General features: G+C 55.3%; 19 protein-coding genes and 1 pseudogene. 8 read left to right on the plus strand and 12 right to left on the minus strand.

Annotated elements, in window-relative coordinates:
- Window positions 1-44: 44 nt before the first annotated feature.
- Entirely contained in the window at window positions 45-1,298 is a 1,254-nt protein-coding gene (locus PHU01S_RS10715) for an MFS transporter (RefSeq protein ID WP_127507602.1), read from the plus strand.
- Between the two features lie 75 nt (window positions 1,299-1,373).
- On the opposite strand, the gene PHU01S_RS10720 is transcribed toward PHU01S_RS10715, so the two are convergent.
- The 3 genes from PHU01S_RS10720 to PHU01S_RS10730 form a co-directional block, all read right to left on the minus strand.
- Window positions 1,374-2,261, minus strand: a complete 888-nt coding sequence (locus tag PHU01S_RS10720) for an AraC family transcriptional regulator (RefSeq protein WP_127507570.1) — start codon at window positions 2,259-2,261, stop codon at window positions 1,374-1,376.
- A gap of 79 nt (window positions 2,262-2,340) precedes the next feature.
- Window positions 2,341-2,817 carry a DinB family protein gene (locus PHU01S_RS10725; protein WP_127507572.1) on the minus strand — a complete coding sequence of 159 codons (477 nt, stop codon included), beginning with the start codon at window positions 2,815-2,817 and terminating at the stop codon, window positions 2,341-2,343.
- Between the two features lie 30 nt (window positions 2,818-2,847).
- Window positions 2,848-3,741, minus strand: coding sequence for a PhzF family phenazine biosynthesis isomerase (locus PHU01S_RS10730; protein ID WP_127507574.1), 894 nt, complete (start codon window positions 3,739-3,741; stop codon window positions 2,848-2,850).
- Window positions 3,742-3,963: 222 nt separating this feature from the next.
- Between PHU01S_RS10730 and PHU01S_RS26640 the strand changes: the two genes are divergently transcribed.
- The 3 genes from PHU01S_RS26640 (at window position 3,964) to PHU01S_RS10740 (ending at window position 11,794) form a co-directional block, all read left to right on the plus strand.
- Window positions 3,964-6,012: an RICIN domain-containing protein gene (locus PHU01S_RS26640; protein ID WP_246029209.1), complete on the plus strand. Its 2,049-nt coding sequence runs from the start codon at window positions 3,964-3,966 to the stop codon at window positions 6,010-6,012.
- 1,033 nt (window positions 6,013-7,045) lie between these two features.
- Window positions 7,046-10,600, plus strand: coding sequence for an S-layer homology domain-containing protein (locus PHU01S_RS26645; protein ID WP_373864534.1), 3,555 nt, complete (start codon window positions 7,046-7,048; stop codon window positions 10,598-10,600).
- Between the two features lie 102 nt (window positions 10,601-10,702).
- Complete coding sequence (locus PHU01S_RS10740; RefSeq protein ID WP_127507578.1) at window positions 10,703-11,794, plus strand: threonine aldolase family protein; 1,092 nt, start codon at window positions 10,703-10,705, stop codon at window positions 11,792-11,794.
- A gap of 110 nt (window positions 11,795-11,904) precedes the next feature.
- On the opposite strand, the gene PHU01S_RS10745 is transcribed toward PHU01S_RS10740, so the two are convergent.
- From PHU01S_RS10745 to PHU01S_RS10770, 6 genes and pseudogenes are all read right to left on the minus strand, one after another.
- A complete protein-coding gene (locus PHU01S_RS10745; protein ID WP_021877902.1) occupies window positions 11,905-12,411 on the minus strand; it encodes a hypothetical protein in 507 nt (168 codons plus the stop codon).
- A 229-nt stretch (window positions 12,412-12,640) separates the two neighbouring features.
- The gene (locus PHU01S_RS10750; RefSeq protein ID WP_021877903.1) at window positions 12,641-13,357 is read right to left on the minus strand and encodes a glycosyltransferase family 2 protein; all 717 of its coding nucleotides are present in this window, start codon (window positions 13,355-13,357) and stop codon (window positions 12,641-12,643) included.
- Window positions 13,358-14,447: 1,090 nt separating this feature from the next.
- On the minus strand, window positions 14,448-15,014 hold the full coding sequence (locus PHU01S_RS10755; protein ID WP_127507580.1) for a histidine phosphatase family protein: 567 nt from the start codon (window positions 15,012-15,014) through the stop codon (window positions 14,448-14,450).
- 423 nt (window positions 15,015-15,437) lie between these two features.
- Window positions 15,438-16,025: an HNH endonuclease gene (locus PHU01S_RS10760; RefSeq protein WP_127507582.1), complete on the minus strand. Its 588-nt coding sequence runs from the start codon at window positions 16,023-16,025 to the stop codon at window positions 15,438-15,440.
- A gap of 287 nt (window positions 16,026-16,312) precedes the next feature.
- Window positions 16,313-16,636 (minus strand): annotated as a pseudogene (locus PHU01S_RS27200) (DUF3024 domain-containing protein).
- A gap of 783 nt (window positions 16,637-17,419) precedes the next feature.
- Window positions 17,420-18,439 carry a ketoacyl-ACP synthase III gene (locus tag PHU01S_RS10770; protein WP_127507584.1) on the minus strand — a complete coding sequence of 340 codons (1,020 nt, stop codon included), beginning with the start codon at window positions 18,437-18,439 and terminating at the stop codon, window positions 17,420-17,422.
- 217 nt (window positions 18,440-18,656) lie between these two features.
- Here PHU01S_RS10770 and PHU01S_RS26295 point away from each other — a divergent pair, with 217 nt between their 5' ends.
- From PHU01S_RS26295 to PHU01S_RS25750, 3 genes are all read left to right on the plus strand, one after another.
- Window positions 18,657-19,103, plus strand: coding sequence for a hypothetical protein (locus PHU01S_RS26295; protein ID WP_127507586.1), 447 nt, complete (start codon window positions 18,657-18,659; stop codon window positions 19,101-19,103).
- 78 nt (window positions 19,104-19,181) lie between these two features.
- A complete protein-coding gene (locus PHU01S_RS25745; RefSeq protein ID WP_021877909.1) occupies window positions 19,182-19,349 on the plus strand; it encodes a hypothetical protein in 168 nt (55 codons plus the stop codon).
- A 225-nt stretch (window positions 19,350-19,574) separates the two neighbouring features.
- On the plus strand, window positions 19,575-19,736 hold the full coding sequence (locus PHU01S_RS25750) for a hypothetical protein (RefSeq protein WP_164763053.1): 162 nt from the start codon (window positions 19,575-19,577) through the stop codon (window positions 19,734-19,736).
- Here PHU01S_RS25750 and PHU01S_RS10780 read toward each other — a convergent pair.
- The gene (locus tag PHU01S_RS10780) at window positions 19,723-20,457 is read right to left on the minus strand and encodes a hypothetical protein (protein WP_127507588.1); all 735 of its coding nucleotides are present in this window, start codon (window positions 20,455-20,457) and stop codon (window positions 19,723-19,725) included. The two genes, PHU01S_RS25750 and PHU01S_RS10780, sit on opposite strands and share 14 nt — an antisense overlap.
- 516 nt (window positions 20,458-20,973) lie before the next feature.
- On the opposite strand from PHU01S_RS10780, the gene PHU01S_RS10785 reads away from it, so the two are divergent.
- Window positions 20,974-21,549 (plus strand): dihydrofolate reductase family protein, encoded by a 576-nt coding sequence (locus tag PHU01S_RS10785; protein WP_127507590.1) that lies wholly within the window; start codon window positions 20,974-20,976, stop codon window positions 21,547-21,549.
- Between the two features lie 364 nt (window positions 21,550-21,913).
- Here PHU01S_RS10785 and PHU01S_RS10790 read toward each other — a convergent pair whose 3' ends face one another.
- Entirely contained in the window at window positions 21,914-22,321 is a 408-nt protein-coding gene (locus tag PHU01S_RS10790) for a winged helix-turn-helix transcriptional regulator (RefSeq protein WP_048745201.1), read from the minus strand.
- Window positions 22,322-22,454: 133 nt separating this feature from the next.
- A partial coding sequence (gene hxlB / locus PHU01S_RS10795) for a 6-phospho-3-hexuloisomerase (protein ID WP_127507592.1) occupies window positions 22,455-22,928 on the minus strand: 474 nt, incomplete at its 5' end.

Below are 22,928 nucleotides of genomic sequence, written 5' to 3' on the forward strand. Positions count from 1 at the left end.
AAGGAACCATTCAACAACGAGGAGGAGATGCGGCCTTGAACCGCATGAAAGGTATGGAAGCATGGAAGTATCCCGCTATCCTGCTGCTTGGCATCGGCGTGGCGAACATCAGCGGCTGGATTTATTTCATTGCCCTCAATGTAATCATACTGAATGCAACGAAGTCCGCTATGGCGGTATCGATCCTGTACCTGCTTCGTCCTCTCGCCGCCATGGCGGTAAGCTCCTGGTCCGGCAGCCTGATAGACCGGATGAACAAGCGAAGCCTGATGATCGGCCTTGATGGGGTCAGGGCTTTCCTCATTTTCCTGCTGCCGTTGCTCGACTCCATCGCGTACATTTACGGGCTCGTATTTCTCATCCATATGGCAGGCTCTCTGTTCGGGCCGGCCTCCGGGACTTACATCGCCAAGCTGATCCCGCCGGAGCAGAGGCCCCGCTTCAATTCGCTGAACGGATTGATCGGATCGGGGGCTTTCCTGATCGGTCCGGCGGCAGCCGGCCTGCTGTTCCTCGCCGGTTCGCCGACGTCGGCCATCTACATCAACGCCGCCGCATTGCTGTTCTCGGCAGTCGTCACGATGCTGATGCCCGATCTGGAGAAGGGGTTGTTTGCGGATCAGCCTGTACGCATGAACCGGAACATGATCAGGCAGGATTGGTCGGATGTCCTCGGATTTTACCGAAGCCGCACCGCCATCCTGATTGTCTGCCTGCTGTTCAGCGCTGTCATGGTCGTCATGGCGACGGCCGTCGATTCGCTGGAGGCCGCCTTCGCGCAGAAGGTGCTCGGATTATCCGACAGCGGGTACGGCCTGCTGGTCAGCATTGCGGGAGCCGGAATCATCGCCGGGGCGTCCGTCAACGCCGTCGTCGTCAAGAGGCTGGCGGCTTCCGCCCAGATCGGCTTCGGCGCGATCGGCGTCAGCTTCGGCTACCTCGTCTACGCTTTTTCGGCGGGTTTTGCCGGCGCTGCTGCGGGTTTCTTCATCCTGGCATTTTTTCTCGCGTTCGCCAATACGGGCTTTGCGACGTTCTACCAGAACCATATTCCAGTCGCGATGATGGGGAGGGTCGGAAGCGTCAACGGGTTTTTCGAGGCGATCCTTGTCATGCTGGCGACAGCGGGGTTCGGCTTGGCTGCCGACGGGTACACCGTACAGGCAACGGTCATTGCCGGGGTGCTCGTCATGAGCGTGTTCGGTTTGTCGCTCGGCTTCTATTTGCTGCGGCCATCCAAAGCGAGGCTGCTGGCTTCGCAGCCGGATGGCATCGTTTCGTTGCCGGAAGACGGATAGATTCGGAAGCGCTGTGCGGATGCATGACAAAAGAACCCTCTCTCCCGGATTTCAGGAGAAAGGGTTCTTTCCCTTTCAGTCCGCCGCTTTTTTCAGCGGAACCCATATCTCGCTGACAGAATCCTTGCGCGGCGCGCCGTCTTCCAGGTAGATCTCCAAATCAGCCGTGCCCGCATGTTCATAACCGGAGGAAGGGAACCAGTCGGAGTAGATCCGCTTGGTGACGGACTGGATCGAATCCGGCAGCTGTCCGACGGCGGTGAAGACGGCCCAGGTGGAGGCGGGAACTTCTCTTTCCACAAAGTCCACGCCGTCGATCGTCTTGTCGGCCTCCAGCGTTCCTGCGGGAACTTCGACCGCGATCATGTAGCGGAACCGATCGGTGTCCGGACGGAAGTCGACGCATGCGCCCATAATGGGACGGTCAGGCTGGAGCGAAGCGATCTTGCGGATCGTGCCGTTGGAGGCGCTTTCCTGCCAGAACAGCGGAATGCGGCGGAAGTTCTCCCCGTCGACGCAGCCGACCTCGATGGATGCTCCTGCAATATGGAACGCTTCTTTCTTTTCGATGCGATAATTCATTTTCACATCTCCCTTCAGCGATAGATGAAAGCTCAGCTTGGGAAAGGCGACGAGCGGCGAGCCCGGCAGTCTTGCCATGGAAGGCGTGACGCCGTGGGTTTTGCGAAAAGCCTTGGCGAACGCTTCGGGCGTTCCGTAGCCGTATTTCAAGGCGGCATCGACGACCTTGATGTCCGTCAGGGCAAGCTCCTGCGCGGCAAGCGTCAGCCGGCGCCTGCGGATGTACTCCGCCAGCGTGAAGCCCGTCAGAGCGCTGAACATTCTCTGGAAATGAAAGGGGGAGGAGCAAGCCTCCTTGGCCAGTCCGCCAAGCTCCAGCTCCCCGCCGAGGTTATTCTCAATGATGTCCAGCGCCCGATTCATTCTCGTCAGCCAATCCAAACCGATCTCTCCTTCATTTCCAGCATAACGGGTTATGGGGCCCGCAGCCTGTTCATTTCTGCTCCCGCTGGACCGGTAATCAAGTCAGGCCGAGAAGAGTCCGGTACGATTTAATGATGCCGAAATGCATGCCTTCATGATACAACGCTAGCCGGATGAACTGCTCGGGGGTGGACAAGGTGAATCCCGTCGAGGTGGTGTAAGGAGCCACGTTTTCCTGCAGTCGGCCGGAAAGGCCGGCACGGACTCGGTCTGGCTGGTCCTGCAGAAGCCGAATGAGCTCCTCCATCGTGGCAGCCTGTGCGGACTCCGGCATCGACGACGGCGAAGTCCCATATTCGTATTGCTCCACGAACCCGTCCGGCAGCTGCTGGGGCAGGCCGATCGCCTGGAACGCGAGCCGCTCCAGCACAACATACAGATGGCCCGAATTCCACCGGATGGAATTGCGGAAGCCTTGAGGAATCGCATCCGCCGACTGTTCGTCGATTCCTTGCAGCCGACCCAGCGTCTGATTCCGCACGAAGTCGAGCTGGTCGAACAGGCTTGTATCCATTTCTAATCACTCCCAGGGTGGTTTTTGCTGTCAGATGCTCAACGTCCATTCCTTGACGAATACGGCTGTGCCGGTGATGCGGACGGAACGGCTGACGCCCTCTTCCCCGATCTCGACGTTCACGCGTCCGTCGCGTCCGATCTCCTGTCCCTGCTCGACGACCAGCTGCAGCGGAAGCGGTCCGCCGGGCCGGATATACGCGTCATAGTATGCCCCCATGACTCCCGAGGCCGTGCCGGTGACGGGATCCTCGACCGTGCCGGAGTAAAGGGAGGAGAAATGGCGGGCATGCAGATCCGCACCGGAGCCGAACGTCTGCAAGCAGATGGGATGCACGGAAGCACGGGGCATTTCCGTCAGGATGTCCGGGAACCATTCGTTTCGCGGAACCATGCGGGGAAAGGCGTCCAGCTGCTTGACCGGCACGATGAGCGTCCAAATTCCGGTGTTCCCGAACACGACGGGCAGCTCGTCGTCCAGATCCGACTCCTCAAGCCCGATCGATTTCGCCAGATCGGCCCTGGAGCCTGCAAAAGGGACGAAGCGCGGCTCGGCCTGCCTCATCGTCATGTCCAGAAATCCGTCGCTCCTTCGCTCGATCCGGATGGGGAGAATGCCTGCCTTGGTCTCCACGGCGAAGGAACGGCCGGGCGCGATCCGCCCCTGCTCCGTCAGCGCGCACAGCGTCGCCATCGTCGCGTGCCCGCACAGATTCACCTCATGTCCTGGCGTGAAGTACCGGATCCGCATATCGGACCGGTCGGACGGCAGCACAAACGCGGTCTCGTTGAAGCCGACCCTGGAGGCGACCGCCAGCATTTGATGCTCGGACAAGCCCTCACCTTCAAGCACGACACCAGCCGGATTTCCCATGCCCGGGATCGTGCTGAACGCCTCGTAATGACAGACTGAAATCTCAACCATTGAAGCCGCCATCCTTTCCTGAAGCCGAATGAAAACGAACGGATCGCGCAATCCGATAGAGTCCCCATTATACCATGCCGCTTCTCTTCCTATGGCGGAGATTGCCATTTATTCCTCTTTTCGTAGAATCGCACCTTGTTCCCCTAATAACGCACATCGTCTATGAAAACGGTTGCATCTTACAATGAGAGAGAAAGCGAAACGATGGGGAGGTCTTCGGAAATGAAGCGATTCCGGGCTGCGGCCGCGGCGCTGATGGCAGTGATGCTGCTGCTGGCCAGCCTGCCGGCTTACGGGGCAGGAGCGGCGGCGCAAGGCGGCAATGGGGCGGGTGATATTCCTGCCGGCAAGATGCGGATCAAGAACATGTGGCAGAACAACTATCTGTACGAGGCAAGCGACGGCACCGTGCGGTACGGGATGACCAGCCCGGGAGATGAATCCTCTCATTGGGAGGTGGAGGCGGCTGGAGGCTCTTATTCGATCCGGAACAGCAAGACGGGGCACTACATCACGGCTTCGGAGACGCCGCAGCGCAGGGATGCCTTGAAGGCCCGGCAAGTGGCGAATCCTTCCGAATCCGAGCAGTGGCACATCAACCCGACCGCGACGAGCGGGTTCATGAACATCGTGAGCGCCGCGGACTCGAGCGGCAAGCGGGCGATCCACGAGGAGGATCAGCTGGGCTTCGCCGAGCTGAGCTCGGATATCAACCTGGAATTCGAAAGCCCCAAATGGATGCTCGTGCCTGTCGACGCGGTCCAGATCGAGTCGCGATTCCATCCGGGCATGGTGCTGTACGAATATGAAGGGCAGATTGCGGGGCAAGACGCTTCCGTCGTCGGCTTCGGCGTCAAAAGCGACAAGGACTTCAATGCCCAGTGGTACATCGAGCCCGGCAGCGTGCCGGGCAAAGTCCAGATCCGAAATCGCGGGACCGGGCATCTGATCAAGCAGGGGCCTCTGGAGTGGGCGGCGATGCCAGCCGGAGATCCCGACCCGAGCGAGCCCGGACTCACCGATTGGCTGCAGGAAAGCTCGTCGGACGGGCTCGGCTATGCGACGTTCGCCAACGGCAAGTTCGATTTGTATCTGCTCAATGCACAGTTTCCGGACGACCGGGACGCGCGGTCCAACAGCTGGCCGGGATCGAAGAGCAATCCATCGGCCCAATGGCGCATCGTTTCGCCTTCGGCCCTGCAGCCGGTCCGCATCGCTTCGTACACGGACGCGAACTCGCCGACGGATTATCTCTATGAGGAAGCGGGCGCTCTGAAACACGGCGCGCTGGCTTCAGATCCCGCGAAGGCGGCCGATTATCTATGGTTTGTCGAGGATTTCGACGGAACGAAGCGGCTCCGCAATTCGGCGACCGGCCACTATTTGACGAGGAGCGGCGGCACGCTGTCTGCTCTGGACGCCGGATTCGGCACGCCGGAGAGCCAGTGGACGCTTACGCTGTCCGATGACTACGACGACTATCAGACGATCGGAGCCGCAGGCGGCGGGGACGTCTTCGTCACGGGCCGCTCGGACGGCACGGTCCAGGCCGCTGCCGACGCTTCTTCTCTGGGCGCCCAGTGGCAGCTCGTCGATCCATCCTTGCCGGCCGACGGAGCCGATCATTATGTGCGCATCCAGAACGGCTGGCAGCCCTTCTATCTCTATGAGACGGCAGACGGCCTGCTCAAATACGGCAACGCCAAGGACGACACCAGCGACCAGTGGCTGATCCGCAAGCATGAGGGCCGCAAGCTGTTCCAGAACAGGCTGACCGGCCATTATATCAACATTTCGGACATGCCGGACGGCCATATTCAGGTCAGTCCCTCTCTCGGACCTGAGCAACGCGGACCGCAGCTTCGTGTGGACGGTGCGGGATACGGGAGGCAACTCCAACCTCATCAGCAGCGTGACGGACAAGGAGCCCGGCAAGCAGCCGGAGAAGTTCGTCTCTCTCCAGAACCTGACCAAATATGCGGAATACGGCGTCATCAACCCGGGCTGGGGAAGCCCGAAATGGAAATTCCTGACGGTGACCGAGGACCGGCAGCGGCTGTTCAGGTACAAGGTGAACGGATCGGACGGCTTGTATCTGAAGGAAACGCAGGAGAACGGCGCGACCGTTGGCATGGTCACGTACGGGGAAGCGGACGCAGGCGATTACTCGGCGGTCTGGTATGTGGAGGATTCCGGCGCCCCCGGCAAGATGCTGCTGAAAAACCAGGGAAGCGGACGTTATGTCGCCCTGGAGAACATCGCCGGGCATGAATCGGAGGATGATCCGGCCGAATCGCCGGAAACCCGGGCGAACATCAATGCGTCTTGGGACAGCGTCAAATGGAGCCTGCAGGATGTGACGGTAGGAGATCAGGTCTATACGGCGTTCAAGAGCGGCTGGGCCGGCCACTACCTGCTTGCGGGGCAAAGCGCCGACGGCGCAAGTCCGGCTATTAGGCTGAGCAAGGCGGCTGGAGCCGGAGAGCGGCCGGAAGCGCTGTTCACGGCGGAGCCGGTAGTCCTGCCTCCTGCGGAAGCTCCAGCGGGACGCTTGCTGCGCATCAAGTCTGCCGGCGGCAAAGGGTACTTGTACGAAAATGCCGGAGGCGTCGTGCTGTACGGCAGCCCGGAAGAAACCAACTCTTACTCTCAATGGGTCATCGTCAAGGAAGAGGACGGAGTGAAAATCCGAAATGCCGCAACCGGCCATTTCCTTACGCTGAACGGCGACTACAGCTTCCTCGAGAGCAAGGCGGCGGGAAGCGCAGAAGCGCCCGAAGCGTCAAGCTGGGATGTCTCCCGGACGGCGGATGGAGGAGCCTGGCTCATCCGCAGCCTGTACGGCAGCTACAGCGACGAGCTCGTCAACTCGGCCAGCGGCGCCGGTTATGCGGAGCATGGGCTGGTGGCGGACAGCTTCGGCACGTCCCGCTGGATATTCGAATATCCAGAGTCCGGCGAAATTCCATCCATTGATGTTCCTGTGAACAAAAACACGTCGACGCCGGTCCAGAACAACGGCGGTCCGGTTGAAATCTCTCCCGCCGGCGACGTCTCCAAGCTGCTGGCCGATGCCGAGGGAGCCGCAGCGTATGTTCCGGCCGGAGCCGGACAAGCGTCGACCCGCTGGCTCGTCCAGGATTTCAACGGCCGCAAGCTCATCCGCAATGCGGCTGCGGGCAAGTACTTGGCCGCCGGAACGGACGGCAGCCTGACTTTGGCGACGGATATGCGCCTTCCGGGCGCGCAGTGGCATCTGGATGAGAAGCTCGGTTACACGCAGCTCCGGAACGCGGATACGGGCATGTACCTGGAGCAGGAATTGAAGCTGGGCACGGAGGCAGGAGCCGGCTGGCGGCTGGAGCCGGTTCGGAGCAGCGTCGAATACAGGGGAAGCGATGCTTTCCATGGCGATGGAGCTTACCGCTTCGCGGTCAACGCGCCTGCTGGCGGAAGCTACACGGTCGTGGTCCGCTACCGTTACAACGGCAGCGTAGCGGCCGCAGCCGGCATCGATGCCAACGGACTGGATGTTCAGCCATTCCGACTGACGAGCCAGGCGGGCAGCGCGGAAGCCGCGTTCGAGCTGAAGCTGCGCGCAGGCATCAATACGGTGTCGGCCGAAGGGCTTCCAAGCGGCGCCTCGATCGACAGCCTGACGGTTGAAGACAGCGCGGCTCCCGCCTACCGGGGAGCAACGGTGAACTACATCAGCTACGAAGCCGAGGATGCGGAGACGAACGGACGGCTCATCGGGCCTTCGCGCAAATACAAGGAGCTGGCATCGGAAGCTTCGGGACGAAAGGCCGTCAAGCTGAACAAGCAAGGCGATTACATCGAATTCAAGACGGCGGCGGAAGCCGATTCTCTCGTTGTCCGTTATTCGATTCCGGACAGCAAGGACGGCAGCGGAGACGAGCGTACGCTCTCGCTGTATGTCGACGGCGTCTTCCGCCAGAAGCTTGAGCTGACCAGCAAGTATGCGTGGGAGTACGGCAGCTATCCGTGGTCCAACGACCCGAGGCAGGGCAGCGCGCACCGGTTCTACGACGACATCCATGTCCGGATCGGAGACGTTCCGGCCGGATCGACGGTTCGGCTGGAAAAAGCCGAGGGCGATGAAGCGGCTTCCTATACGATCGACCTGGTCGATCTGGAGAAAGTCGATGCGGCCTACTCCATGCCGAAAGGCTTCCTGGCCGTCACCGACTTCGGCGCTGCCGCGAACGACGGCTTGGACGACACGGCCGCATTGACGGCAGCCCTTGCGGAAGCGGGCAAGCAGGGCAAGGGCGTGTGGTTCCCGGCGGGAGTCTTCACGTTCTCGGATAAAGTCATCGACCTTCAGGATGCCGTGATCCGCGGAGCCGGCAGCTGGCATACCGAGCTGGACGGGGCGAGATTCTACGGCCACGGCGGCAAGGTCAAGGTGTACGACCTTCTCATCGACGGAGGCATCAGCGTCCGGGATGACGAAGCGTTCGACAATGCTTTCCACGGGGCGTTCGGGCCGGGCTCGGTGCTGCAGAACATCTGGATCGAGCATACGAAGGCCGGGCTGTGGCTGACGCAGCCGATCGGCGAGAAGAAGCGCACGGACGGCCTGTACATGGCCGGACTGCGCATCCGCAACCTGATGGCGGACGGCATCAACTTCGCTGTCGGCACGTCGAACAGCATGATGGAGCAGAGCGATATCCGGTATCCGGGAGACGACGGCATCGCGATGTGGTCGTTCACCGACGCCAAGCTTGCGGATGTCAACGGAGCGGAGAGAACGCCGAGCGTGAACAACACGGCCCGCTTCAATACGGTCGCGCTGCCTTGGCTGGCCGACAACATCGTCGTGTTCGGCGGCCGGGACAACGTGATTCAGGACAACATCGCCAAGGATACGATCGCGAATGGAGCCGGCATCGCCGTCTCGACCCGTTTCTCGGCGGAGCCTTTCCAAGGCACGACCGTCGTGGAGCGCAACACGCTGATCCGCACGGGCAGCGTCGACTCCGGGTACGGAGTCAATCTCGGCGCACTGTGGCTGTATGCGGGCGAGAACGATATCGGCGGAGACAGCCGCATTGTCGTTCGCGGCAACAACGCTTATGACAGCACCTACTCCGGCTTGATCGTCCATGGCGGCAAGAACGTGCAGGGTGTCGAGCTAACGGACAACGTCCTGGACGGAGCCGGGACGAGCGGAGTGGAGATCACCTCGGACATGAAGGGCTCCATGCTGGTGGATAATCTCATCATCCGCGGCGAGCGGATCGACCGGGTGAGCAATCCGGCCGCGCCGAATTTCACGTTCCGTGAAGTGAATGCCGGCTTCGCATCAAATCCGAAGCCGTTTGAAGTTCGGCTGTCGGATGGACAGACCGGTCCGTTCCGATTGGAGTCGGGCTTGGCGATAACTCTGCAGGTGCTGGACAAGGACGGAGCGGATGTGACGGGCCAAGCCAAGATCGCCGTCTCGCCGCAAGCCGTAGCTTCGTTCAAGGAGGGCAAGCTTGCCGCTGTCGCCGCAGGCCGCGCCGATCTCGAAGTCCGGGTAGGCGATATTCGACGTGCGTATACGGTGCAGGTCGTCGATTCCGTGACGACAGAGCCGACGCCGACGCCGACGGGAACGCCGGTACCGACATCAAGCCCATCAACAGGCCCGATAGGGACTCCATCGCCTTCATTGGCTCCGACCGCAGCGCCATCCGCTTCTCCGGGCACGGGCATCCAAGACGGAGCGTTGGAAAAGGCATGGACGGATAAGCTCTTCATCGTGGAAGTCCTTGCGGGAAGCGATGGCAAGGTTTCGTTCAGCGCCGGCGCGCTGGAGGAAGCGGCAAAGAGACAGCCGGAGCTCGTGCTGCACCTCGTGAATGGAGCTGTCTCCGTCACGCTCAAGGCGAGAGAGGCCGCGGAATTCCTGCACGCCCAACCGGGCACGCTTGCGCCGGGAACCGCGCTTGAATTCCTGCTGCGCAAGCCGGATGAAGCCCAGGCGCGGCTGGCGATGCAGGCCTCGCTGGCCAAGGGCTGGAAACCGCAAGGAACGCCGGTCGAATTCGGGGTTTTCCTGACCAGTCCGAGCGGCCGCAAGGAAGCGGAGCCGAGCAGCTGGATCCGATTCGCCTATTCATTCTCGCAGGCAGGGATCGTGAATATAACCGATTCAGCCGTCATCCGTTATGACGAACGTCTGAATTCCGCTGGTTATGTCCCTGCGAATCTCACGGCATCCCATCAACTGGAAACGCAGTTGACGGCAAGAACAAGCCGCAGCGGCATCTTCATGCTCGCCGTCCGCCCTTCCGGATTGTCCGGCCTTGACGGACATTGGAGTGCGAGGGCGGTCAGGAGCCTGGCTTCCAAAGGAATCGTAAGCGGTATTCCGGGAGTCGGCTTCGCTCCGGACAAGCCGGTCACACGCGCAGAACTCGCGGCGATGCTTCTCCGGGCATTGGACTTGAACCTGCCGGAACAGAAGGCGGCGTTCAAGGATGTATCCGCCGGAAGCTGGTACACAGGAGCGGTTGCGGCCGCAGCCGAGGCTGGACTCATGCAGGGCTACGCCGATTCATCGTTCCATCCGGCGGCTAGGGTGACGAGGGAAGAACTGGCCGTGGTGCTGGCTAGAGCGCTTGCTCATCTTCAACAAGGGGATGCGGCAGGGCAAGCGTCCGAATTTGCCGACGCCGGCTCCATCTCGGGATGGGCGGCCGATTACGTCCGGCAAGCGGCGGCGAGCGGAGTCATGAACGGCTTGCCGGACGGGCGCTTCGCTCCCGGCCAAGCGGCCAGCCGAGCCGAAACGGCGACAGCCCTGTTCCGTCTGCTGGCGGGAACGGGGCTGCTGGGCCAATAGAAGCAGCGCGGCAACATTTTCTACACCTGTTTCTTCTCTTGCGCCGAACCTCCCCTTTCTGATATACAAGCATAGAAGGTACACGGAAGGGGAGACTGCAGGATGAAAAAAGATTCCGCTTTGTCGCAAAGCTATCAGGATGCCGACTATCCGATCATCGGGCATGGTCCGCGCTCCATGCAGGTGCTGCTCGATGCTTTCAAGCAGGCAGATGGATCGCAGTTCAGCGATATGTATGGAAAAGGAGAAATCATCGAAGCGTTCGAGGCGAAGATGGCGAAGCTGCTGGGCAAGGAAGCGGCCGTATTTTTCCCGAGCGGCACGATGGCCCAGCAGATCGCCCTTCGGATCTGGTGCGACCGCCGCGGCTACCGCACGGCGGCCTATCATCCGCTATGCCACCTCGAAATCCACGAGGAGAGGGGACTGCACGAGCTGCATGGAATCCGGTCCATCCTTCTGGGCGGCGAGGATCGTCTGATTACGCTGGAGGACATCCAGGCGGTCGGGGAGCCAATCGGCTGCTTGCTCCTGGAGCTGCCGCAACGCGAGATCGGGGGCCAGCTGCCTGCTTATGAGGAGCTGGAAGCCATATCCGCCTGGTGCAGGGAGCAGGGCATCCCGATCCATCTGGACGGAGCGCGCCTGTTCGAGATCGTTCCTTACTACGGCCGCTCGGAAGCCGAGATCAGCAGCCTTTTCGACAGCGTCTATGTATCCTTCTACAAGGGAATCGGCGGCATCGCCGGCGCCATTCTGGCGGGGGATGCCGATCTGGCGCAGCAATCGAAGGTGTGGAAAAGACGCCATGGCGGGGATCTGATCAGCCTCTACCCGTACATTGTCAGCTCGGAGCATTATCTGGACAAGCGTCTGCCGCTGATGGAGTCGTATCTGGACGGCGCCCGCAATCTCAGCTCCCGCTTCAACCGCTGCAGCCGCATGCGCACAGTGCCGGAGCAGCCGGTGTCCAATATGTTCCATCTGCATCTGGACTTTCCTGTGGAGCAGGCATCGGCTCTGCTGGAGCAGACGGCGAAGGATACAGGAGTCGCTTTCCTGCCCTACCTCAAGGAGACTTCTCCGGACACCTGTGCCGGAGAGATTCATATCGGCGACCGCTACGCCCTCATCCCGGCGGAGAAGCTGGATCAGGCGTTCAAGCGTCTGGAGGAGCTGGCCGGACAAGCGTGATGCCTGAGATGCGTCTGAGTTTGGAGGGCAGCCCGCAAGCTTCGATGTTGGCATTATGATTCAATGAATCGAAAAAGAGCCGTTCTCTTCCAAAGAGAAACGGCTCTTTTTCAATTAAAATATACGCTCAGCTCGCGTGGATCGGACCAGATGCGGTTGATCGCCCATTTATCCTTTTCTTTGATCACCGTCGCTCCGCCCGGAACCTTATATTCTTTGACCTCGTTGTTTTCATTCGTTACTTTGACCATGATGTCATAGGTAAAGTCAAAACAATGCTCAACCTCTTTCGTTGGTTGGATCGTCACCTTTTGAAGCTCAGCACCTACATTCGATCGGCTTTTCTTGGCTATCCGGATGGGAATTGCCGTGTCACTATTGGCTTTTAATTTGTTCCATACATTTTCCGTTACGTAGGGCTGGATCTCTTTATTTTTCTCTTCAATTGCGGGGAGATCGATTTCCGGGATAGATTCATGTTTCACGGCATACAGCTTGCCGACAAATTCCTTTGCTAGCGATTCCGCCTCCGATTGTTCTGAGTTTGAATGGCTGCAAGCCATTAGGACAACAGCCATGAATAAAAATGCCGCGGCTGCTTTTAAACGTTTCACCATGAGTGATCTCCTCTCAGATTTTACCAGTCACTTTAGATTAACAAATGATGTAAACATGTCAACATGAAGTGGGGAATGAGCCGTGGTTTTCAACCAATTTCTGGATGACCTCTTTCTTTTGGCGAAAGAACAGAACTCCCATCCCTAAAGAAGAAAAAAAAGCCTTTCGCTAATCCCGATTCAGGGACGCGAAAGGCTCTTGTTTAAATTTCAATTGAACTGCCGAGTCCTAACCTGGCATGCCGGCAAGGCGCTGTCTCAGCATGGGAGCGTAATAGGCTCTCATGGACTCGAATTCGGCTGCGACCTGACTGCCGCGTTGGATGGTTCCCATAGCCGAATGCCGCCGGTACAAGGTAAGCGGTTCGTTCAGGAAGTGCATGCCGACGCCGTTGAGCGCGATGCGGACCCACATGTCGTAGTCATGCGTATAGGGCAGGCCTGGATTGAACCAGCCGACAGCTTCGGCCAGGTTTCGGAGCATCATGACCGTGCAGCCGTTGATCGGGCAATAGTCGAGCAGGGCGGAGACGAACGCCTTTTCCGTGGGAAACTTCATCGTGGAGCAGTACTGCGTAATCTGGTTGGCTGCGTTGATGGTATGGTAGTCGGTGAAGCTGAATTGAGCTCGTTTCTCTTCCATGAAGGAAACCTGATTCACGATCTTGTCGCGGACGAACACATCATCCGAGCTTAGCCATGCGACGTAACGTCCTGCCGCTCGCTGCATGCCGTAATTCAGCGCGCTGGCGGTTCCTCCGTTGCTCTTCTGCAAGTAGACAATCCGGGAACGGTAGGGGTCCAGCAGATGCTGATGCATCGTGGAGCCGTCATCGACGACAATCACCTCGATGTTGGTGTAGCTTTGTCCCAACACGCTGGCAACTGCCTGGCCGATATAAGGACAATTGTAAAACGGAATCACAACCGTAACGGAAGGCAGCACGGGCCTTTCACTCCCTCATTTGGCTCTTTGAGGCAGTGTATGGCGAAGAGTAAGGAGGGGGAAGGGCATGTACCCGGCGGCAGCCGCACAATCTGTCTTTGTTCTTGAGCCGTCTGTCGGATCGGCTCCTCCGTCGCCATTGAAAGCGATGGAGCGTCTTGGCCGGGACTTGGAACTGTCTGGATGGCCAGTTTTCTCTTCGTCTTCCCTTCGGCAATCACTCAGTGTCTGACATTCTCGATCCGGAATACGATCTGCTTGACGGGCTCGCTGCCGGAGGCGAATCGCTTCCTGCTGCCTTAGCGCACAGAGGCAATCGCGAGGGAACAGCGCATACACATCCCGGGACACCCTGCAGCCCTGCCGCCTTTTCATCGGAATAGGGTGTTAGACGATACTAAATCTGATTCAATAAGGATTAAAAGAGTATTCAAAATCAGCTATCATAATAAATGTCATACCATAGTCTCTATCGATATTCATCGAGATACCAAAAGCTTTATCTTTCTTTTGTATTTGATCTATAGAGCTTCTAATAACGAATCCATCTGTAGACTCTTCAAGCAAATAAGTAATGGAGGAATTATTGTTTGACTCATCCGTATGACCAGGTTTTTCATTATGATTGATTCGATCGACTCACCGAATTTGATTCCCCTTGGAGTCCTATATTTTTTGTTGCTTTCAGTAGTATCATCAAGTATAAGTCCGTCAACAATATGATCCTTATTGAAATGAACTTTGATTCCTCTGTATTCATTAATCCCCTAAAAATCGATGAAATCAATTGGTGTACCTAGTTTATTCTAATCCATCATTTATTGCTGAAGAGGAGTTTAAGCCCGGAGTACTACTTTCTGAAGATTTATCTTTTTATGAACCAGAGGCAAAACTTAAGTTGGTCTAGGTATGACAAGAGAACAAATAGAACTTTATCATTTTATTGTTTTCACCAGCCCGAAGCCTTCGGGTCGTCATACTTAGGCTTGCTGGGTTGTCTGGCCGCTCTGCTTTCTTGAAAATCCTCGGCTGAATCGAGGGGCGAATGGTACAAATGTCACAGTCCTCTTCGATAACTCTTCCCAAAACTTTATTCGTTCCACAGTCTTTCTACTTCTTTCAATTCTAACTCTTCAAAATACAATTTATAAATATCTGGTTTCTTTAATTGATCTAAAAAGTCCAATCCATAGCTTGAATCAAAAGAATTCATCATCAAAGTCATTACAAGGCCATGAGTCCCAATTACGATTTTCTTACCTGCGTGTTCTTCCAATATCATTTTCATTACTGAAATTGATCTATTTTGACAATCAGCATTAGTCTCTCCTCCAGGTAAACAGTATTCAAAGTCATAGAATTTCTCTCTAATTAAAGACATCAGCTCAGTATTCTTAATAATATCATCTGCAAAATATTTTTCTCTGAGATCTTCAAATGTTTTGATTTCTAATCTTAAGTATTCAGCCAATCCTTTTATACTCAGTATTGCTCGATTGTAAGGACTTGATATCATTAGTTCAATTCCTTCATCTTTAAGCCTTTCAGTGATCTTTTCAACATCTGCCTTACCCTTTGAGGTAAGTCCTCTAGTTCGTTCATTTCCTTCCGTATATGGCGATTCGGCATGCCTAACCATGTATATAATGGTCTTCATATAAGCCTCCTTGGGGATCTTGCATTTATGTATTACTGTGTTTCATTAGCCTTAAGTGACCTTAGGGAATGAGGCGCTAGACTTTAGCATGGCAGGAGTCTCTGTCTCCACGATTTTGTTCAAGTGTCAAGAAGTTGAAATGAAAGAACGGGAAGGACCGCGATGGGGAAGAGGGGCTTACTTACTGGTTTTCGCGGCTAATGTTTCTAGGTGTGTAATCTTTATATAATCTTATATGGTCTTTCAAAGGTATCGGAAACATTCTAGTATTCACGAACCCGGGTGTCTTAAGTTACCGTGTGGAAGGGGGCGTTAGACTTAGCCTCGCAGGTGTTGTCCGGCTGTCTTTCACTCTCCTCGGTACATATCAGTCCGTACTAAGGGGGAAGGCTCGCAACGTGAATACAGTGTTATGCGTAGTTTTTACCTTCCCTGATTGACTATCAAGTTGTATCTTTCCCTGATCTGACTTTGTATCTTTTGTGAAGTAATTTGACTTTCCCTCATTAGCTGATTTAATTTCTCGTAATTTTCCCAATGCTTTTTCCATAACTCTTTGTCTACTAGCTCTTCGAGGTTAATTGGTTTTACATCCTTCCAATTCTCGAAATTTTCGAGTCTTTTTATTCTTTCATCAATGTTCTTAATACCCCTAGCTTTAGGGGCTAGTTTCGCATTACTCAATATCCATGTTTTCCAAGGTTTGTTTCCCTTTGATTGATTACATTTACCGCATAAGGGTACTAGATTGTAAATATCAGATATGTAGCCTGTTGGTTTCTTATCAATAATTAAAGGTCTAAAGTGATCCCATTCAGTATAGTTATCTCCACAATAAGAACACTTCAAATTCAAGGGATCAAGCCCCAAGATATCCAGGCATTCTTTAACATCACTCTCTGAGGGAACAATGCAAGGTATTATTCCATTTACGAAAGAGTTGGTAATACTAGATGATTTTCCACTTACATTAACCGGCTTTGGCATTTGAAAAGTAGCAAAGTAATTCAAATTAATATCTCCTTAAGCAGTAATTACGCATAACGTCTCTTATATTCACGGACCCGAGTGGCTTAAATGACCGTAGGGAACGGGACGCCAGACTTACCTCGTAGATCTTGTTTGCTGAATCTGCTTCCTCGAAATGCTTTTGGAGACAAAAGGCGTAAGCCCACAGATTGAACTAGCCTCGCAGGTGTGTCCGCCCGACCCGACTTCATCGAAATTCATCTATCGGACCGAGGGCCAAATGGCCCGAAGCGTGAATACGGTGTTATGTGAAGTCATTGCCATCTCGATTACACCCAAAAAGTATCGCTACTATCTATCTCCATTAATTGTTTCTCAAAGTCTTTAACAGGTTTTATGTCATCTACAAAATGCCACTTATCCTTACTGTCCTTCCAATAGAATTTCCAATATGATTCTTCTAACCTAACTTGAGCTATCGGGTATTCAAAACGTCTTCCCATATATCCTGGTCATTCTTGACTTAATGTAACTGTATTTCCCCTGAATTTATATCTAATTTCAATTTCATTTTTCAAATGGTCAGGAATTTTCTTATCTATATAGTTGTCTAGTATTTTTTCAATTCTCTTCTTCGTGAATGCATCAAGCAAAATATCACTCCGTTTTTCAATTTTTTATCAAGCAATGATTTCATATAACGTTCTTGTATTCATGACGTCCTTACACCTTAAGTCCCGGAAGGGTGAACGCGATGCGGTTAGATCAAAGGATGTGTCCGCTGAATAATCTTCCCCAAAAGGCCTCATTTTGACCGAGAGCCTTATGGTCCGATGCGTGAAGAGGGTGTTATGTGAGGTCACAGAATTCGAAGCGTATCACACATCTTGTATATTCCGTATATCTAGATTGGTCATTCTACTTAATCTCTCAATTACTGTTACATTAATTCCATCATCCTCAACACATTCCGTATCCAGATTCCAGATTTGGTCGGATACATCATAGAATTTGTCATCTATCTCTATTTCTCCACCCATTGAAATCAATAAACGTTGATTTAGATTCTCTTCGTAGTCTGCTGAGGAGAACTCCTGTAATACAGATTCTCTAGGAATAGTTGAGTTTACGAAAATACCCAACTCAGAGAGTCTAAAAACGTTCCCGTATTCACGACTCTCCTCCAGTATACTTGCGGCTCCTAAATATGGAAATAAAAAAGGAAATTCAAGTCGGCCCTCTTGAGAGAAGTCCGTCTGAATCTCCTTTGGATTGCGCTTTCTACCTCGAAGGCAATCCGTCTCTTCCAGTATACAAATGAAATCACCAATTATTGAAAATAAAAAAGGTTATCCCTGCCCCTTGCAGGGATATCCTGATCAACTAAAACAAGGCCATCCCCCAAGGGGTGGCCTTATTTTAGGACTGGCTCCGGCTCAAGCCATCCAGCGAATGAGCAGGCCGGACTGGGATAGACCGCCGCCGAAGCCGTACAGAAGCAGCAGCTGTCCTTCGCGGATGCGGCCGCTGCGGACTCCTTCGCTTAAAGCGAGCGGGATGGAGGCAGCCGACGTATTGCCGGTATGCTCCAGAGTCGTAATGGTTTTATCGAGAGGAATGCCCGTCTTCTCGCTCACGACATCGAGAATCCGCATATTGGGATTATGCGGCACGAACCAGTCGACATCTTCCGGAGCCGTTCCGGCTTCATTCAGCATTTCGAGAATGCTTTCCGGAACACGGCTGATCGCCCAGCGGAACACGGCACGTCCGTTCTGGACGATTTTGCCCGACTGCTGGAGCGAATGCTCGCCAATAGACGGGGACAGGCTGGACCGGTACAAGTGATGGCCGTCCTCTCCATCCGTGCGGGCAAAGGAGTGCAGCCAGGAGGGCTTGCTGTCCGCAGCTCCGGCTTCGACAAGCACGGCTCCCGCGCCGTCTCCGAACAGGATGCAGGTCGTGCGGTCGGTGTAATCGGTAATTCGCGACAGCGTTTCCGCGCCGATGACAAGGATCTTGCGATGCAGTCCGGAGGCGATAAGGCCGCCGGCGAGCTGCAACGCGGAGACAAAGCCTGCGCAGGCAGCCGCGACGTCCGCAGCTCCGGCTGCCTTGATGCCGAACTCGGCTTGTACGCGAGCTGCCGTCTGGGGGAAGAAAGTATCAGGCGTTGCCGTTGCGACAAGAATGTAGTCTACATCCTCGAGGCTCTTTTCCGGGTGGCGCTCGATCAGGTCGCGCACGGCATGGAAGCACAGGCCGCTCGTATATTCGTCGTCAGCTGCGATACGGCGTTCCCGGATTCCCGTCCTCTGAACGATCCATTCATCGTTGGTGTCGACTATTTTTTCCAGATCGTCATTGCTCAACACTCGCTTCGGCAAATAGGAGCCTACTGCGGTGATGCGGGCGGATGTACGGTAGCCGGTCGTAATCGGGGCCTTGCTAGACATAAGCAATCAACCTCCCGGTATGGTATCAAGTATTAGTATCAGGTACTAATAATGATGATACCATAGTTACGGATTTAACAAAAGCTCGCAGCCCTGTTTACCGTCAAGGAGCAGCGGCCCAATGTCATCCAGAAGGTCATGAAGGATTTTATCTACGTGACTATCGAGAAGAGCCAACGGCTCAATCGGATTCCTCCTTCGAGTTCACGGCGGGCGCTTGCATTTTCTCTTTTATCGCCGGGTAACGACCCTCAAGGCGCTGATCCGAATCAATTCCTTCTCAAGCGCACTGGCCGGTCTGATGGGAATTAGGACCGCATTAGGCGTTGATGATCGCTTCCTGCTCGGAGGGCTGGTGGATGATGGGTCGATACTTGCTGGCTCTGCTTTTACGGTAGCGCTGGCTGCCCTTACCCCCAGCTACGGAGAGTGGAGAGATGCGGTTGAGGCGTTTGCAAATCGAAATAGTCATCTTGACGGGCATCGCTTCACCAATGACGACGAAATTCATTCTAAGTACAACGCCCTATACTTAATTTCTTTAGCAACGGTGATGAACGAATGGAATACCCCTGAATCGCTTCAGATATCGCTGTCCAACTGGAGGACACAGGCGTTTCGTTCATCGACGTCGCCAGAGCCGGACCGGGAGACAAGTCGATAAGTTTTGCTCGCGCAGCTTACTTCATGCGGGGTTCGTCGATTGGGAATTCCTACGGCGGAGTCTTTCCGCTTAGACGGATTGGCAAATGGAGACGATGCGGCCTGGACGATTGTGCTTGGAGCCGATCTTGAAGGCGAAGCCCAGGCGCTTCTGACGGGAGCGGCAAGCGGACCGGATGCGGATCAAGCCATAGCCTGTCAGAAGGAGCGGATCGCGAAGATCGGCTGGCACAAGATTGGATGGTAAGGAGATAAGAACATAGCAACATTAAGAGGCTATTTGTTTTATCCCTATGGTTGACAAAGAACTTAGATACATTCCCGAGAATGACGGCGCCAGGCAGTCGTAGCAGGCCCTGCAGCCAAACTAAGAGCCGGCCTGGCGGCATGTTGCTTGCTATCGGGCTGGCCCTATTTTTTCCGTTCGTTCATCATGGTGCGGGCTCGTTCGCGATTTGGGACGTCGTTCTCGATGATGATCGCGTTGTCCGGCAGCGGGAATCTGGGCTGGCTGGTCAGCCAGCTGTCCGCTGCCAAGGAGAACAAACCGGCTTCCTCGGAAGCCGCTGTCTACGAAAATAAACGGCCCTTGTCGCCGTTGGCAAGGGCCTCAAGCTCGGTCAATCCCAATTGAAGCCGAAACCCGTGTGGAGCTTGTGCTTGCCCAAGCTGGACTCGGCATCGATGCCGATGCTCTGCGAATCGACATGAGCGCCGCCGCCGAGTCCAACCTGCAGGTTGCCGACATGGCCGCCGGCGTTCACGTTCATGCCGTAGCCGTGATGGCCGTTTCCACCTGCAGAGGCTCCGGCCTGCAGGCCGGCCTCATAGGGACCGACATGCCCGGTCGTATGAGCGTTCAGTCCATATTTCTGCCAGTCCAGGCCGGTGTTTAGACCCGCTTCATAGGAGCCGATATGGCCGCTCGCCTGATGGTAGGCGCCGTGCGGTCCCCATTGGAGGCCAGACTGCAGGCCGGATTTGTAAGGGCCCAGATGACCGTACGCCTGCACGCCTGCCCCGTGCCCGCCCAGATGGCTGCCTAAATTGAGTCCGGCTGCGGGACCGCCGACATCAACGCCTGTCTTGAGGCCGAAGTGCTCGGGTCCGCCAAAAAAGCCGCCCGCATGGCCGCCGATGCCGTAGCCTCCTGTATAGGCGCCTACATGGCCTTGGTAGCTGTGCGGTCCCTGTTCGTTGTAGCTTTGGGCGCCCTGGCTCTCGTAATGGTGCGGACCTTGACTTTGATAATAGCCGTCGCGGCCATAGACGTGCCTGTGCGCATAAGGCTGATGATGAAGATATCGCTGTCCCCAGTAGGGATCATACATTGGATAGGGATAGGTTGGATGCATAGTTGCCAGAACCTCCTCGCATTTGCTCTAGCCTATTCCACATTGTAGTCTTGTGTGCGCCTTCACGATGCTTTAAGGGGGAAAGACTCTTTTAGAAAGGGTCATGTTTTAAATCATACGTTCTATTTCATTGGAACAAACTTGATCATTTCTTCTGTCGATGGCCGTCATTGAAATCGAAGAATGATTCCTAGTGGCAGATCTATTTTTGGCTCTGGCATACGGACAAGGCAAATTAATTGGTGTAGGAATAATGGATATGGGCCTGTCAGGCTGTCGAGACATTCCAGCTCGCGGAGCTGATTGGTCCGCATTTTCTGCGTTTTCTAATGCTGCACCCTTTTAGAATTAACTTCACCTGGCAATGGAAAGGTTTTCTGCAGGCTTTGTTAAACCTTAATTCTGATCGTGGATCTTTACGAATGGGAGGTTGGCAATCCATAAGAAACAACCCAAGTTGGATATGTTAAAATTTAGTCATTGTAGATATCCCTCTTGGACAAAGGAGAACTGAAAATGAGAAAACTTGTTCTTTTTCTTCACGCATCGCTGGACGGTTTTGTAGAAGGGCCCAATGGCGAAATGGACATTGGCTGGATTTCCTACGATGCTGATTTGGAGAAACACGCGAAAGAAATTCTGAGTACTGCCGATACGGTCGTTTGGGGGCGCGGGACTTACGAGATGATGCACAATTATTGGCCATCTGTGCCTTCCAACCCATCAGCTTCGCAGCATGAACGGGATCATGCCGAGTGGATTGAAAAGACAGCTAAAATTGTTTTTTCCACGACGCTGGAGAAGGTCGAATGGAATAATTCCAGACTCGTGAACGAAGATGTCGAGGAAGAAATCAAAACCCTAAAGCAGCAGCCAGGCAAGGATATGGTCATCCTCGGCAGTCCTATGCTCGCACACCACCTGATGCAGCTTGATTTGATTGATGAGTATAAAATTACGGTTTCTCCTGTCCTGATCGGCAAGGGATTGCCGTTATTCCAAGGTCTCAAGGAAAAGATCAATCTTAGGCTAATTGAAAACAAGACCTTCAATTCTGGAGCAATAGGTCTCGTATATCAGACGGCAAGATGACCTTGCCGCTTAAGGTGATTAAGCCATCGAAAGACGATAGTCCAATTAACCGCCTTTTCACAAAGGCGGTTTTCTTATGGTCACAAATCAACAATAGAAGTTGACATAGCCTTTTTGAAAAAGAAAATTTCCAGTAAAAGGTGTCGAATTTACGGGCACATCATATGGCCAATAGGCCAAGCAGCTCATGCAAAGCCTATTCTTTGGAGAAACCTTTGAATGGGCGGATGACAAGCAGCTCTGTTCGCAAGCGGGACGTTTCAAAGGATGGGCGTTGAATAGAGTCCCCTTATTGGGCATCGATCATGCGAACCGGGGTTGCATTGCAGCCTCGGCGGCAGGCCGCCGCTCCTGCCCGCAGAGTCTAGTCCAGGCTCGAAGCCGGCTGCGATGCGGCAGCCTCGACCGGCCAGCCCCGGCCGTTCCCGATGACTTCGTCGCCGTATTTTCGGCCCCAGTCGTACATGAGGCGCAGCACCGGCATGAGGCTTTCTCCGTAGCCGGTCAGGGAGTATTCCACCCGCGGCGGCACCTCGGGATAGATTTTGCGGGCGACCAGACGGTCCTCTTCCAGCTCGCGGAGCTGATTGGTCAGCATTTTCTGCGTTATGGCGGGGATCAGCTTTTTCAGCTCGCTGAAGCGCTTCGTCCCGTCCGTGCCGAGATGCCAGAGAATGATCAGCTTCCACTTGCCGCCGATGACGGCGAGCGTCAGTTCCTTCTCGCAGTTGATTTCCTTCAGGTTGATGCGATCCTTCACTTCATGGGCCATTGCACCGGCCTCCAGTCTGTTCGTCTCTATGCCCCAATCATACTACAACTGTCCCTTCGGGCCTAATCGCGGCCTCCGCATGCCAAAAAGCCCGCACAGCGCCTGGGGCGCCGCGCGGGCAGCTGCAAATGGGCTATTCGAGGTTCGCATGGCGGCCGTACAGCTGGCGTCCGTCCTGCTCTTGAAGCTCCATCAGCCGGAGCACGACGGAGTCGTAGAACAGCAGCAGTCCTTGCTCGAAAAGGGCTCCCATCGGCTGAATGGTGGATGCCCCTTGCTCGTCCTTGGCGGCTCCGGGCAGCCGGACGAGCAGATCGGCGGAGGCTCCGATCGGAGATTCGGGCTTGGTCGTCACAAGCGCAACGGAGGCGCCAAGCTCGCCGGCGCGGGCGGCCATGGCCAGCAAGCTTGCGGTAGAGCCGGAGCCCGAGCCGATGACGAGCAGCCCGCCGGGCCCGATGCCCGGAGTAACCGTCTCGCCGACCACATAGGCGGTCAGCCCGAGATGCACCAGCCGCATGGCGAAGGCGCGGCCCATCAGCCCGGAGCGTCCGGCCCCGGCGACGAACACGCCGCCCTCGCGACCGGCGCGCAGCACCGCATCGGC

The organism is Paenibacillus humicus NBRC 102415 (genome assembly GCF_004000905.1).
Classification (GTDB): domain Bacteria; phylum Bacillota; class Bacilli; order Paenibacillales; family Paenibacillaceae; genus Paenibacillus_O; species Paenibacillus_O humicus.

Excerpts from the sequence above, each read along its gene's own strand:
- PHU01S_RS10790 (WP_048745201.1), bottom strand. The coding sequence starts at position 22,321 with ATGGCCCATGAAGTGAAGGATCGCATCAACCTGAAGGAAATCAACTGC.
- PHU01S_RS25750 (WP_164763053.1), top strand. The coding sequence starts at position 19,575 with ATGATGATCGCGTTGTCCGGCAGCGGGAATCTGGGCTGGCTGGTCAGC.
- PHU01S_RS10740 (WP_127507578.1), top strand. The coding sequence starts at position 10,703 with ATGAAAAAAGATTCCGCTTTGTCGCAAAGCTATCAGGATGCCGACTAT.
- PHU01S_RS10725 (WP_127507572.1), bottom strand. The coding sequence starts at position 2,817 with ATGGATACAAGCCTGTTCGACCAGCTCGACTTCGTGCGGAATCAGACG.
- PHU01S_RS10780 (WP_127507588.1), bottom strand. The coding sequence starts at position 20,457 with ATGCATCCAACCTATCCCTATCCAATGTATGATCCCTACTGGGGACAG.
- PHU01S_RS10770 (WP_127507584.1), bottom strand. The coding sequence starts at position 18,439 with ATGTCTAGCAAGGCCCCGATTACGACCGGCTACCGTACATCCGCCCGC.
- PHU01S_RS10745 (WP_021877902.1), bottom strand. The coding sequence starts at position 12,411 with ATGGTGAAACGTTTAAAAGCAGCCGCGGCATTTTTATTCATGGCTGTT.
- PHU01S_RS10715 (WP_127507602.1), top strand. The coding sequence starts at position 45 with ATGAAAGGTATGGAAGCATGGAAGTATCCCGCTATCCTGCTGCTTGGC.
- PHU01S_RS10730 (WP_127507574.1), bottom strand. The coding sequence starts at position 3,741 with ATGGTTGAGATTTCAGTCTGTCATTACGAGGCGTTCAGCACGATCCCG.
- PHU01S_RS10785 (WP_127507590.1), top strand. The coding sequence starts at position 20,974 with ATGAGAAAACTTGTTCTTTTTCTTCACGCATCGCTGGACGGTTTTGTA.
- PHU01S_RS26640 (WP_246029209.1), top strand. The coding sequence starts at position 3,964 with ATGAAGCGATTCCGGGCTGCGGCCGCGGCGCTGATGGCAGTGATGCTG.
- PHU01S_RS10755 (WP_127507580.1), bottom strand. The coding sequence starts at position 15,014 with ATGAAGACCATTATATACATGGTTAGGCATGCCGAATCGCCATATACG.
- PHU01S_RS26645 (WP_373864534.1), top strand. The coding sequence starts at position 7,046 with ATGTACCTGGAGCAGGAATTGAAGCTGGGCACGGAGGCAGGAGCCGGC.